We start from the raw sequence: 12,877 nt of genomic DNA on the forward strand, positions 1-12,877 counted from the left end.
ATAGGTGTGGCGTTCTTGTTGCATGAGCGTCCTCTTAAAAAGGCTAAAAATGGTGTCCACTTAAAATCAGGTGGACACCATCGCCTTAGACGACGCTGTCAGGTAGGTGTGTTGGCCGGACGCTTACACACAAAGCATCTAACAACTGGTTCAAAACGTTCGCTGCGCTCACTGGTACGGGCTAAAGCCCGCCCCTTAGCCAACCGTTGGGCGACGCAGGCTTCGGCGGAGCTACGAGATACTTTTCTGGTCAAAGGCCCTTTTTCGAGCGCAAAGTACCTACAGCAGCACCTTACGTATTGGTCAGACTGCATAGGAGGCAAAGCCATGAAGCCCAAACTGCTCGTCGTGAAGCCAGGCGATCGGGACCCGCCGCTCAACGTCGTAGGCGTAAAAATCACCGTCCTTGTTCCAGATGCAGTTTCCCAAAGTCAGCAGGTCACGCTCCAGGCGGGTGACGAGGGCGCTGGCCCACCGCCGCATAGCCATCCCTGGGAAGAGTCGTTTTACATAACCAAGGGCCAGGTTCAATTTGCATGCGGCGGCCAAACCACGACGTGTTTTGCAGGAACGCTGATACACGTGCCAGCCGGTACGGTTCATGCCTTCAGCTTTGGCCCCGGAGGCGGCGAGATGCTGGAGGTCACAGGAACAGGAAGCAAAGCAGTTCAGATGTTTTCGGCACTGGATCGCGAACTTCCGCCGGGCCCGCCGGAAGTCAGCAAGGTGGCCCAAGTGGGTGGTAGGTACGGCCTCGCGATTCACATCTGATGTTCCTCGTCGCCCAACAATCGGTTCCATGGGACGTCCTCGCTTCGCGAGGCCGCCCTGAACCGAACCGTTAGCTCTGCTTGCGCCACCCCAAGAGTGACACTATAGTATCACTTTCATCTTATCTAGGGTGCCATCATGAAAGTTGAGCTCGTCACCAATCTCAAGCGCCAAGCCACGAAAATCCTTGCAGATCTGCATGTTTCAAAGGAGCCGGTACTGATCACCGAGCATGGCCAACCATCTGCGTATCTCGTCGATGTACAGGATTACGAGTTCATGCAACGCCGACTGGCACTGCTTGACGGGCTCTCACGTGGAGAGCGCGCTGTACTTGAAGGAAGAACGTACACCCAAAGTGAGGCCAAGGAAAAAATGAGCAAATGGCTGAAGTAATCTGGACGGAGCCCGCCCTCCAAGAGCTGGAAGCCATCGCTGAGTACATTGCCCTAGATAATTCCACCGCAGCAAGCCAGTTAGTCAGCGCTGTTTTCGAAAAAACCAAACGTCTGGAAAGCTTTCCCCAATCGGGTCGAACTCCGCCAGAGCTGCCAAACTCCGTTTATAGAGAGCTAGTGGCACCACCCTGCCGGGTTCTTTATCGTGAAGATGGCGAACAGCTTTTCATCCTCTTCGTTATGAGAGAAGAACGCCAGCTTCGCGCTTATATGCTTGGAAATAGCTAACAATTGCTTCAAATCACTCACCTCTTTCGCCGGGATAGGCTCAAGCCCGCCCCTTAGCCGTTTGCTGGCCCGCAGTTTCGTTAATAAAAGGCCGGAGCACACCCAACAGAAAATGTAGACACTGTTCGACCTGAAGTTCAGAGGTGTCAAGACTCAAACAAGGGTCCTCTGGTACTTCATAGGGTGCTGATACTCCAGTGAACTCGTTAATCAGCCCTGCCCTGGCCTTTTGATAAAGCCCCTTCGGATCGCGCTGCTCGCAGCTCTTCAGGGTCGTACTGATATGGATCTCACGGAATTTTTCTACGCCGATCAGCTCGCGCGCCATGTGTCGATCCTCGCAATAGGGCGAGATAAACGAGGTGATGACGATCAACCCGGCAGCATTCATCAATTTGGCAACCTCGGCGATACGCCGAATGTTCTCTGTACGAGCCTCAGGAGAAAACCCCAGGTCAGCGTTCAAGCCGTGACGCACATTGTCACCGTCGAGCACAAAGCAGGCATGCCCGAGTTCGATCAGACGCTTTTCCAGGGCAAACGCCAAGGTCGATTTACCCGCACCACTCAGGCCCGTCATCCATAGGGTCACCGGGCGTTGCCGGAGCAATTGCACCCGAGCTTCCGGAGTCACGCTGGCAGCCTGCCAGACCAGGTTCCCGGCGCTAGTGTTCTGGTTCATTTCTAACTCCTCGTCATATCGCCTGAACGTGCTCATAACTTACCCAGCAAGGTGGCGGCAGCCAGGCCTAGATTGCCGAGCCAGGTCTGGCGGTACACGCCGGAGCGCAAAACCCCTAGGCAGCGCCGTGGCAGATGCGCCCGGCGAGCCTCGGCAAAGCGATGCATGACTTGTCTGTGAGGTTCGGTAAGCAGCGCCTGGCATTGTTCGAGCGCAGCCAGGTTGAGCTCATTCCAACCTTTGAAGTGGCCGGCCAGCATGCGCTTGATACGATGCTGGCGATCCCGCCAGCCGGTGTTGGCACCGATCAGATTGCCACCGTGTTGGCGATAGTCCACCGATGGCTCGGTTGTATAGCAGATCTGCCCGCCCGCGCCGCTGACCAGCATGTACACCCACCAGTCGTGGGACACGATAGCCTGCGGCCCTGCCTCGAGTAGCAGGTTCCTGGCCGCGGCATTGAAGACCATGGTGTTGCCACCGGCGAGACTTTGCACCAGCGCATTGTGAAAGGTTGGCGGCTTGCCAAATATTGGCGATGCGCCGAATGACAGTCCGGAGTCGCCGATCAGATTGGTACGGCCACAGTGTAAAGCCGGACGCTCGGCCGGGATGTCCTGCAGCCAGGCCAGTGCACGCTCCAGGTGGTGTGGCCGCCAGATGTCGTCCTGGTCACAGAAGGCGAAGAACTCGGCGTCTATGGACGGTTCGCAACACAGCGAAAGGAAGTTGGCGGCGAAACCACGACCCGGGCCCTTGAGCAGGCGCACGCGTTGGTCGCCGAACCGGCGACGGCAGCGCTCGACGGTTTCCAGAGTGATGTCGCTGGAACCGTCGTCCGAAACCACAATCAACCAGTTGCGATACGTCTGCAGGGCAATCGAGCGCAGTTGCTCATCGAGGTATCTACCACCATTGTAGGTGGCCATCAGTATCACCACCCGAGGTTGCTCTACACGGTTATCCGGGACCCCGACATAGCGCAAGTCGTCCACCTCGTGAATGACATCATTGAACATTCCGCTGCCCTCGTTTGAATCTGCTAAGGACGGTTCAAGAGCAGGTGCTTGTGTTGATTATCGTCAGCACTCAAGACGTGGCCTCGGCGTAGGCGTAGTCACGCTGAACGACCAACGCTGTACCACTGCGTACGCCGAGGCCGGCGGCTAGAGCACTTATGCTCATGGCGCGCTCAAGAGCATGGGCCAGAGTGCCATCAACCTGGCCGGTCTCGACGTCAAAGTCCTCGTCGCCCAATGCAAGACCGAGCAGAGGTTGTAAAGCCCTAACCTTGGCAAAGAACATGGTGCCGGCAACGAAATTGAGGTCAGCGAGGTCGCCGGGTCGTATACCCAGCCGGCATGCCAGTTTTTCCACCGCATGGGCATTCGAACCCCAGTAGAAGCTCATCGGTACAAGGTGCCCATCAGGACCAAGGATGCCTGTGCTGGGAGAGCTGGCGAAAGTGTCCAGCGCAGCGCGCATGGCTTTCTCGGTTAACAACTTGTCGTAGAGGTCGCGTCGCCAGACGTCGCCGTCTGCGCGATGAGTGGACTTCTTGGTATGGACCTTGAGGATGTATTCGAAACCCTCGTCAATGGCACGGGGCAGCAACTTGAGGAACGGCAACACGTCACGACCGTGGTTGGGCAGCTGCTCGATTTGGTAGTCGTGGCTACAGCCCTCAAGAATGCTGGCAATCGTTCGCGAGCATTCCCCCGGGCAGGAAACGTAGAGCTTGAGTGCAATACCCTCAACCTGCTGTAGATAATCGAGAATTTCCCGGAACACCTCCGGGTAATAGGCATGAATCAGTACGGCCAGCTTGAGTGGTGCGATACCGGGTGCACTGTATTGCTGCAGGTTGACGCGCAGGCTAGCCATGCGCGTAGCCTCCAGATAGCCATAGCCATAGCGCTGATCAGGCTCCAGATGGGCACCCTCAGCCCATTCGTTCCAGGCGTTGATAAATACCAGTCGCTCGTCGACCTGCGCATTGCGCTGCAGGGTGTCCTGGATAGCGTTGAACAGCCATTCCTGATAACCACGCGGTGAGCTATTGATAAAGGATGTGCCGTGGTTCTTGCGGCGGGCGGTGTTATCCCAGGCGGGGCATACACCGCGGAACAGCTTGTAGGGCGGCTGGGCATAGTTGGTGCTGCGCTTGGGGTAGATACTCCAGTCGAAAACCTGACCGGCGAAATCGTCGCTCAGGGGTTCGATCTTGTGTGTCACCGCTGGCGGCTGGGTAGCATTGGGGGGAAACTCGATGGCGGCATCAAAGCCGTACTTGGCGGGTGCCACGCTGTCGAACGACTGGGTGTAGGCCAGGTATATCTCACCGAGGCCGTTCTCCAGGCACCAGGTACGCCAACGCTGGGTGGTGCTCTTGGCGTCGGGCAAAAGGCCCGGCCGATAGACCAGCAGCAGCGGTTTGCCGTCGATGCGGATATAGCGCTCGTCACGCATGTACTTGGCGACATAGGCGATAAAGGCGAGATCGTCTGCGGCCGAGTGGTCCTGTCCGATCAGGACATGACTGTCCAGGCCATCCCAGCGCCGACTCCAATTCTCGTTGGCCCAGCACAGGCAGAACGGCAGATCGAGGTCTGGGTTCTGCAGGTACTGTTCGAGCGGGTTCTCGAGCAGACGCTTGCCGGCAAACCAGTAGAAGTAGAAGCAGAAACCGCCGAGGCCATAGAGCTTGGCCAACTCCACCTGACGACGCTGGGTTTCGACCTCTTCCAGGTCGTAATAACCCAGATCACCTGGCACGTGAGGCTGGTAATGACCCAGGTACTGGGGCTGGGCGGGTTTCACATTGGTCCACTCGGTGAAGCCCTCGCCCCACCATTGGTTGTTCTCTTCGATGGGGTGGAACTGCGGCAGATAGAAGGCGATTAGGCGTGCGGGAGGCTCGATCGGAGCTACAGCTTGAAGTCGCCGCACCTGCTGAACAGGCTCGTCGATAAGCACCAGCGCTTCGCGACTCTCCGGCAACGACGTTTCTGTCGGAATAGCGTTCATCCACTGCCAGTTGCGATAGGTCTGAGTCCTGGCGAAAAGTACACGGCCATAGGTGAATGCCGCGCCTTTGAGCCGCTGCTTTTGCACCGTGGAGAACGGCAACAGCTGCCAAAGGGCTCGCATGCTTTCGGAGGCCAGGCTGCGCAGCAGCAGTAGCGGGTTGCGGTAGTGCCGGCGCAGGCCGCGCAGCGGTCGCATCATGCGCCAGGAGCTGCTGGCATAGACCCGGGCGATCTCTTCACGAAGTTCCGCCTGACGCTGCAGACTGCTCAGCAATTCGTTGCCAAGTTCTTGCTTGTCGCGTAATGCCTGGTCATGCATCGCCCAGGCGTTACGACACTCGTCCGTCACAATGCTGTGCTGTGTACGCAGCCCACCCAATTCATCGCGCAGGCGATTTAGCTCGTCATCAAGACATCCGAGCTCATCGCCAAGGCGTGCCAGTTCGCAGTCGCGGTGTTCGAGCTCATCGCCAAGACGTGTCAGCTCGCAGTCGCGGTGCTCGAGCTTATTGCCAAGCAGCGTCAACTCACAGTCGCGATGGCCGAGCAGGTCATGTAGACGCAAACGCTCCTGGTCCAACCGGTCAACGGATAGGCTGAGCGGCTGCAACTCGTCCAACTGTTCAACCAGTAGCGCATCGCTGGCCAGGGTGCTGACCGCCTGCTGGTCGAGACGGTCATCGGCGGCCTGGCGCAGCAGGGCGTGCAGCGTGTGGATCTGGCGCAAAACCTTGCTCGGATCAGCCAGTTGCGCTTCGCTGTATTGACTATGCCGCAGCCCGGCGGTGAGAAACTCCTGACAGAAGCTCGCCAGCGCTTGCGGATCCGATTCGGGCGCAGGCAGTTCGAATGCCCTGGCAATGCGTTGCAACTGCTGCTGCGGTTGCTCCATCAAGGCGTCGTAGTCGACAAGCAGACGTGGCTTCCCGTCGGTATGGCGTAGCGCAGCCAGTTGATACTTGGCCCAGAGCAGGTGACCTCTGGTCAGGTCGATACCATCACGCTTGTGCAGGGATGCCGAAACGCTGAGCGGGTTGCGCAAACAAATCAGGTAACGCACATCGACCGCCAGGCGCAGCAACACCTGCTGCCAGAAAGGCAGCAGCAGTGCAGTCTGCGGATCCTTGAAGGCGAAAACTTGAGGGCCTTGCAGCTTGCCACACAGCAGCTGGGTCGCCTCCTCAAGGCGGGTAGCGAGTATATCGTCAGCCAACTGGCTTGGCTGCAATGGATCGAGCCGGTCCCAGGCGCTACCCAGGTCGGTCAGCAGACGGGTATTGAAGTCGTGGATGTCTAGGTCTTCGAAGAAGCCTTTTTCGTTGTTGCCTGCCGCAGGCGGCATCAGGTTGCCACCTAGGCTTACACCCAGGGTTTCCAGCGCCCGGGTAATGGCGCTTGTACCGCTGCGGTGCATACCGAGAACGATGATGATCTTCGTACACTCAATGCTCATGAGTACCTCAACCAGGCCTTGTCTATAGCCTTTCTTGCTATGGGGGCGGATTGTTCGGGGGCAGATCTAGGCAAATGCTTGGCGTTTAGCCTCGCGCTCCTTCGCTTGCTCCAACTTTACGGCTAAGCGAATAGCTTGCAGGTAAAGATCAATGACCTCGTCGGCGGGGCCGCAGGCGATGCTGCGCCCCTCATGCACCCAGACCACACGATCACAAAGCGACTGGATCGCCTCCATGCTGTGCGAAACCAGCACCACGGTCTTCTTGTCACGAATCTTCTGCCGCATGGCGTTATGCGATTTCACCTTGAAACTCTCATCACCGACCCCGAGTACTTCGTCGATCAGCAGGATGTCCGGGTCAGCGTGGATGGCGACGGCAAAACCAAGCCGCGCACGCATGCCCGTCGAGTAGGTACCCACTGGTCGTTCGAAGAAATCGCCGAGTTCGCTGAACCTGTGAATATCGTCGATCAGGGCACGTACCCGCTTGAGGCTGAGACCGAGCAACAGGCCACCGATGATCACGTTTTCGCGCCCAGACAACTCCGGTTTGAAGCCAACACTCAAGGCCAGCAAACTGGCGGTCATGCCGGGCTGACGCCAGAGCCGACCGCGATCAGGCTCGGTAATTCCGGCAATCATGCGCAGCAGGGTGCTTTTGCCGGCCCCGTTGGCCCCGATAATGCCGAGTGTTTCGCCCGCGTTGAGGGTGAAACTAACGTCTTCCAGTGCCCAGAACTTCTGGTATTTGAGCACGCCGGTACGCTGCCGATAGGACAGCCCGACATTATGTGCCTCGAGGATCAATTGCCGCTTGCTCATGGCTGGCCTCAGTACAGGAGTTTCGGGTAGCGGCGCTCGTTGCGCTGCAGGATCAGCAGTGCCGCGCCCAGAATTGGCAGAGCGAGCGCTACGCAGTAGCCAAGTGCACCCCACCGCGGCCACTGGTTATGCAGCAACACGTCGCGATAGGCCGAAATCAGCAGCACCATGGGGTTGAACTCGAATGCTGCGCGCATGGACTCCGGAACCTGGTCGGCGCTGAAGAAGATCCCGGACATGAACATCATCAGCATCAGCAGGTTGTCGACCACCAATTTCAGGTCCTGTGCGAAGGGAATCACGGCAGCGAGCAACAGGCCAACCGCGATGATCAGCAGCAACTGCGTCAGGATCACCGGCACCAAACCCAGCCACTCGACCGAAGGCACCTTGCCCGTCAGCAGGAGAAATACCAGCAGCAGAAACAGCACGATCAGAAATTTGAAGGTGTTGCTGAAAATCTGGATCAGACCAAATAGAAACTTGGGGACATAGATTTGCTGCACCAGGCCGGCATTAATCGGGATCGACACACTGGCCTGGCGTACCGAACCATCGAACCACTTCCAGGCGATCATGCCGCTGAGCAGAAATGGCACATAATCGGCACCGCCCTGGCGCAGGGCCATGCCGAACACCACATAGAAGACCGCCATGTACATGATCGGCTCAATGATCCACCAGAGAAAGCCGAGAAAGCGCCTGGCAATCTCCGTGCGCAGCTCGCTATAAACCCCATACCAAAGAATTTCCCGGTAGTTCATCTAGATGCTGGCCTGATTGAAATAGGGCGCTCATTTAAACACAATGCGGTATTTTTTCAGCAAGATACCCGCAAGTCTTACCCACACCCTTTCCGACAAATGGCCCTGCCGCTGACAACAAGAGGCTTTACATGCGGTTTATTCAGACCCTGCTCTCACGCGTCCAATCATCCAAGCCCTTGCCCACCCAGCCGGCCGCCCCCGTCATGGTTGTGGGCATGCATCGCAGCGGCACCAGCTTTCTGACCGGGTCACTGCAGCAAGCCGGACTCGAGCTAGGCAAACATAGCGCATGGAACCCGCACAACCTCAAAGGCAATCGGGAAAACCTGGAGATCGTCACATTCCATGACGCTCTGCTGGCAGCCCGCGGCTGCGCCTGGGACAACCCGCCGACCGAGCCACTCAGGTGGACAGCGGAGGAGCGACATCAGGCTAAACAACTAATTGCCGATTACCAGGGTGTACCGCGCTGGGGTTTCAAGGATCCGCGCTCCCTGCTGGTGGTGGACGGCTGGCTGGATCTGATTCCGGATCTCAAGTTTGTCGGCATATTCCGCCACCCGACAGCCGTCGCTCAGTCACTCGCCGCCCGCGGCGGTATGCCTCTGGAGCAGGCGTTGAAACTGTGGAAGGCGTACAACGAGAAGCTGCTGCAGCTGCAGCAGGAGTTCGCCTTCCCGTTGCTGTGCTTCGACGAGGATGAGGCCACGCTGCATGACAAGCTGAATGTCGTCTTGCAACAGATGGCGCTTGCGCCGCTGGTCGAGGAGCGCTTCTTCAGCGCTGAACTCAAGCACCATGAACAGCAGTCATTACCCCTGCCGCGAGAGCATGAAGCGCTTTATCAAGAACTTTGCGCCTGCGCCCGCTGATTAGGAGAGACCTCGATGTCGCTATTTCGCCCCAGGCCCAAACTGTCAATCGTGGTGATCGTCTACAAGATGCCCGACCAGGCCGAGAAAACCCTGCTTTCGTTGAGCCCTGCATACCAGCAGGGCGTGCGCGAGAAGGACTATGAGGTGATTGTGGTGGAAAACCACTCGGATCGACTGCTCGGCGCGGCTCGCGCGTGCCAGCATGCATCCAATGTGCGCTATTACCATCGCCAGGAAAGCCAGCGCAGCCCGGTCAACGCGATCAACTTTGGCGCAGCACAAGCCAGGGGGCGTTATGTCGCCATCATGATCGACGGCGCGCGAATGCTGACGCCAGGCGTCGTGCGCCTGACGCTTTGCGCCTTTCAGGCCGACCCACAGGCTGCGGTCTCGGCACCGGGCTACCACATTGGCCACAAGCTGCAGCAGGTAGCCGTCAACGAGGGGTATAACGAGCAGGCCGAGGCTGAGCTTCTGAAAAGCATCGCCTGGCCTCAGGACGGCTACAGCCTGTTCGATATTGCCGTCCTCAGCGGCTCCTGTCAGGGGGGCTTTTTCCAGTCCAACTACGAGAGCAACTTTATCGCCATGCCCACCAAAAAGTGGAAGGCGCTGGGCGGTGTCGATACCCGCTACAACGACTTTGGCGGCGGCAACGCCAACCTCGACCTTTACAAACGACTGCTCGAATCACCGGGTACGGCCTTCTATATGCTGTTCGGCGAAGGTTCGTTCCACCAGTTCCACGGGGGCGTTACGACCGGCACGCGCAAAGCCGAGCGCGACGTCATCTACAAACAGCTGGATGACCAGGATCGGGCCTTGCGCGGCGATGACCGAGCGCCGCCAAATGTCAGGCCGATACTCTTCGGCACGCCGCACCCGAGCGTCTATCGCTTTATCCGTCACTCCCTGGACAAGGTTCAACCGCAATGAGCCAACCCCTGCTGTCGATTATCGTCATCGCTTACGACATGCCACGCCAGGCGCTCAATACCCTGATCAGCCTCAGCCCGGCCTATCAGCAGGGCGTGGACGCCGACGACTATGAAGTGATACTGGTGGAGAACCGTTCAAAACGAAACATGGACGCCGAGGCCATCGCCCGTCTGCCGGGAAACTTCCGCTATTTTCTGCGCGATGAGCCAGGAGTTTCACCTGCAGCGGCCATCAACTTCGCTTTCAGCCAGGTGCGCGGTCGCTTTATCGGCCTGATGATCGATGGGGCGCGGATGGTGACGCCTGGGGTTGTGCACTATGCGTTGATGGCCTTGCGCATGACGGCCGATGCCATGGTCGTGGTGCCGGGTTACCACCTCGGGGAAAACGAGCAGCAGTTCCACCTGACTCATGGCTATTGCGAGGAACAGGAACAGCGTCTGCTCGACGAAATCGACTGGCAGAACAACGGTTATGCCCTGTTCGACATCTCCTGCCTGAGCGGGGCCAACCCCAATGGGATCTTCCACCCCTTTATGGAGTGCAATTGCCTGTTCCTGGCCGCGGATGTATTTCGCGAGATCGGTCAGGCCGATGAGCGCTTTGATCTGCCGGGCGGGGGCGCACTGAATCTCTGCATCTACCGCAAGGCCGCCATGTACCCACGCACCCGCGCGTTCATGCTCGCGGGCGAAGGCTCTTTCCACCAACTGCATGGCGGGGTCACCACATCGGAAGTGGCCCAACGCGACGCCATCCTGCAACGCCAACGCGAACAGCTCACCGAGTTGCTCGGAGAGCCCTTCCGCTCACCGAAGATAGAACCAGTTTTGCTGGGCAAGGTGCCTGCTGAAGCCCTGCGTTACCTGCAGTTCTCTGTCGAGCGCGGAATACAAAGAGCACAACGCTGGGCGGCGCTGAATAAAGATATGTATGCCGATGAGCGCACTAAATCACTAAACCCGTCACCTCAATCATGAAACCTGCCGAGCGAATTAGCAGCCTAGACGGCTTGCGTGGTCTCGCCATCCTACTTGTGCTTTTCTATCACAGCTGGACAATTCTTTCTGGCCAAAAAATAATGGAAGGTGACGTATTTATCTTAGCGCTGCTGTTCGCCGGCAATACTGGCGTCACACTGTTCTTCCTACTCAGTGGTTTTTTGGTGACGCGCCCCTTTATTGAAAACTTACCTACCGGGCAGCTACCTTCGCTCAGAGTCTATATGGCGCAGCGTGCTATCCGTATCTTGCCTACGTATTATTTCGTTGCATGTGCAGGACTTGTCATTACCCAGCAGTTCGAGCAGTTATTGCCTGTCTTGACTTTCACGGCTAGCGCCTATGATGTGGGTTACTTCAGCACAGTCTGGTGGAGCCTCAGTACTGAAATTCAGTTTTATATACTGATGCCAATACTATTTTACTTGACCTGCTGCGCCCCAAGTAGAGTGCTGGGCATTTGCATACTGCTGACCCTGGTGGTCGTCTACGTGTGTATCGTACTTAAGGTGCTTGGCCCTAGTGGTAACGAGGGATTCGAATTTAAGTACAGGATGATCTTATCCGTTTTCGGTCAGATGCCAGCTTTTTTAGTCGGCACGGCAATAGCACTTGCCTATAAGAAAAGCCAAATGGTTATTCCAGAGAAACAAGCAAGTATATTCTTGTTGATTCTTATGCTGTGCTTGATACTTGTGCTTGTACCATCGGCAAAAATTGGCCCGGAGCGTTATATATGGGAGTCGCCCTGGTATGTTCTGCCAGAGGCTGGCATCTGGGGAGGCATTATGTTGGTCATGCTGATGCGCCGTGCTCCTGATGACAATTTTATTAATAATCGAATAACTCGATATTTTGGTAAAATATCGTTTTCGTTATACCTGATACATATGCCGATTATTTACTTGGTTTTAACACATGGCAATATTGCTGCGCCCGAGTTAGCGACCTTCCTGGCTATTGCCCTATCTCTCGTTACAGCCCAGTTCTTATACTGGACCATAGAAAAGCCCTCGCTATCCCTTAAAAATAAGTTGATTCCAGCACCAGTCTCGCAAGGATATAAAGTATGAGCCTCGTCTATATGCCGCCGTCGATTCGCCGCTTCGAACCCTTGCATATGGTGTTCAGTACCTGGGTCGATCATCTACCCTTTGGCTACGATCTGGTAGCGGCCCTGCGCCCGAAGATGCTGGTGGAGCTGGGCACGCACAAGGGCCTCTCCTATTTCACCTTCTGCCAGTCGATGAAGGAAAATGAAATCGACGGTCTGTGCTATGCAATCGACACCTTTGAGGGCGACGAGCACACCGATAAATATGACGAGTCGGTGTTTAACGCAGTGAATAACCATAACCGTCAGAACTACCATGGTTTTTCCTATTTGATGCGCATGTACTTCCAGGATGCCCTGCAGCATTTCAATGAAGAAAGCATCGACCTGCTGCATATAGACGGCTTCCATACCTACGAGGCAGTGAGCGAAGACTTCGCCAACTGGTATCCCAAGATAAAACCCGGCGGCATTATCCTCTTCCATGATGTGCAGGCGCGCTTGCAGGATTTCGGGGCCTGGAAGTTCTGGGACGAGATTCGCGGCCAGCATGAAACCTTCACCTTCAATCATGGGTTTGGCCTTGGTGTGTTGCGTAAACCGGGCGGTGAACGCAGTAATGATCCAGAACTGCTAAAGCTGTTGTTCGATAAAGGCGCGGAGAGTGACGTCCGGCTGCGAGCGTTCTATGTACATGCCAGTAAGCATTTAGAAAACACTCGAAAATTGAAGCGACTGCAGGGACAGCCCACCTGACTTGCCCAAAGCGATAGCGATTCAACCAAATCGAGAATT

The 12,877-nt window shown here is 56.7% G+C and carries 13 protein-coding genes; 8 read left to right on the forward strand and 5 right to left on the reverse strand.

Features of this window, described 5'->3' with window-relative positions; all coding sequences use genetic code 11:
* Window positions 1–327: 327 nt before the first annotated feature.
* From WA145_RS12920 to WA145_RS12930, 3 genes are all read left to right on the forward strand, one after another.
* Window positions 328–771: a cupin domain-containing protein gene (locus WA145_RS12920; protein ID WP_422581965.1), complete on the forward strand. Its 444-nt coding sequence runs from the start codon at window positions 328–330 to the stop codon at window positions 769–771.
* A 138-nt stretch (window positions 772–909) separates the two neighbouring features.
* On the forward strand, window positions 910–1,167 hold the full coding sequence (locus tag WA145_RS12925) for a type II toxin-antitoxin system Phd/YefM family antitoxin (protein WP_422581966.1): 258 nt from the start codon (window positions 910–912) through the stop codon (window positions 1,165–1,167).
* On the forward strand, window positions 1,155–1,457 hold the full coding sequence (locus WA145_RS12930; RefSeq protein ID WP_422581967.1) for a type II toxin-antitoxin system RelE/ParE family toxin: 303 nt from the start codon (window positions 1,155–1,157) through the stop codon (window positions 1,455–1,457). The genes WA145_RS12925 and WA145_RS12930 overlap by 13 nt, the downstream gene beginning before the upstream one ends.
* 40 nt (window positions 1,458–1,497) lie before the next feature.
* On the opposite strand, the gene cysC is transcribed toward WA145_RS12930, so the two are convergent.
* The 5 genes from cysC to WA145_RS12955 all read right to left on the reverse strand — a co-directional run bounded on the left by cysC (window position 1,498) and on the right by WA145_RS12955 (window position 8,210).
* The gene (cysC, locus tag WA145_RS12935) at window positions 1,498–2,139 is read right to left on the reverse strand and encodes an adenylyl-sulfate kinase (protein ID WP_422581968.1); all 642 of its coding nucleotides are present in this window, start codon (window positions 2,137–2,139) and stop codon (window positions 1,498–1,500) included.
* 32 nt (window positions 2,140–2,171) lie between these two features.
* Window positions 2,172–3,158, reverse strand: a complete 987-nt coding sequence (locus WA145_RS12940; RefSeq protein WP_422581969.1) for a glycosyltransferase family 2 protein — start codon at window positions 3,156–3,158, stop codon at window positions 2,172–2,174.
* 70 nt (window positions 3,159–3,228) lie between these two features.
* Complete coding sequence (locus WA145_RS12945; RefSeq protein ID WP_422581970.1) at window positions 3,229–6,621, reverse strand: glycoside hydrolase family 99-like domain-containing protein; 3,393 nt, start codon at window positions 6,619–6,621, stop codon at window positions 3,229–3,231.
* 66 nt (window positions 6,622–6,687) lie between these two features.
* Entirely contained in the window at window positions 6,688–7,446 is a 759-nt protein-coding gene (locus tag WA145_RS12950) for an ABC transporter ATP-binding protein (RefSeq protein WP_422581971.1), read from the reverse strand.
* 8 nt (window positions 7,447–7,454) lie between these two features.
* Window positions 7,455–8,210 carry an ABC transporter permease gene (locus WA145_RS12955; protein WP_422581972.1) on the reverse strand — a complete coding sequence of 252 codons (756 nt, stop codon included), beginning with the start codon at window positions 8,208–8,210 and terminating at the stop codon, window positions 7,455–7,457.
* Window positions 8,211–8,341: 131 nt separating this feature from the next.
* On the opposite strand from WA145_RS12955, the gene WA145_RS12960 reads away from it, so the two are divergent.
* From WA145_RS12960 to WA145_RS12980, 5 genes are read left to right on the forward strand one after another with little or no spacing between them, the layout of a single operon-like run.
* The gene (locus WA145_RS12960) at window positions 8,342–9,085 is read left to right on the forward strand and encodes a sulfotransferase family protein (protein ID WP_422581973.1); all 744 of its coding nucleotides are present in this window, start codon (window positions 8,342–8,344) and stop codon (window positions 9,083–9,085) included.
* A gap of 15 nt (window positions 9,086–9,100) precedes the next feature.
* Window positions 9,101–10,024 (forward strand): glycosyltransferase, encoded by a 924-nt coding sequence (locus WA145_RS12965; RefSeq protein ID WP_422581974.1) that lies wholly within the window; start codon window positions 9,101–9,103, stop codon window positions 10,022–10,024.
* The gene (locus tag WA145_RS12970) at window positions 10,021–11,007 is read left to right on the forward strand and encodes a glycosyltransferase (RefSeq protein WP_422581975.1); all 987 of its coding nucleotides are present in this window, start codon (window positions 10,021–10,023) and stop codon (window positions 11,005–11,007) included. The genes WA145_RS12965 and WA145_RS12970 overlap by 4 nt, the downstream gene beginning before the upstream one ends.
* Window positions 11,004–12,101 (forward strand): acyltransferase family protein, encoded by a 1,098-nt coding sequence (locus WA145_RS12975; protein WP_422581976.1) that lies wholly within the window; start codon window positions 11,004–11,006, stop codon window positions 12,099–12,101. The genes WA145_RS12970 and WA145_RS12975 overlap by 4 nt, the downstream gene beginning before the upstream one ends.
* Window positions 12,098–12,838, forward strand: coding sequence for a class I SAM-dependent methyltransferase (locus WA145_RS12980; protein WP_422581977.1), 741 nt, complete (start codon window positions 12,098–12,100; stop codon window positions 12,836–12,838). The genes WA145_RS12975 and WA145_RS12980 overlap by 4 nt, the downstream gene beginning before the upstream one ends.
* Window positions 12,839–12,877 lie beyond the last annotated feature (39 nt).

The organism is Pseudomonas sp. (assembly GCF_049301935.1).
Taxonomy (GTDB): domain Bacteria; phylum Pseudomonadota; class Gammaproteobacteria; order Pseudomonadales; family Pseudomonadaceae; genus Aquipseudomonas.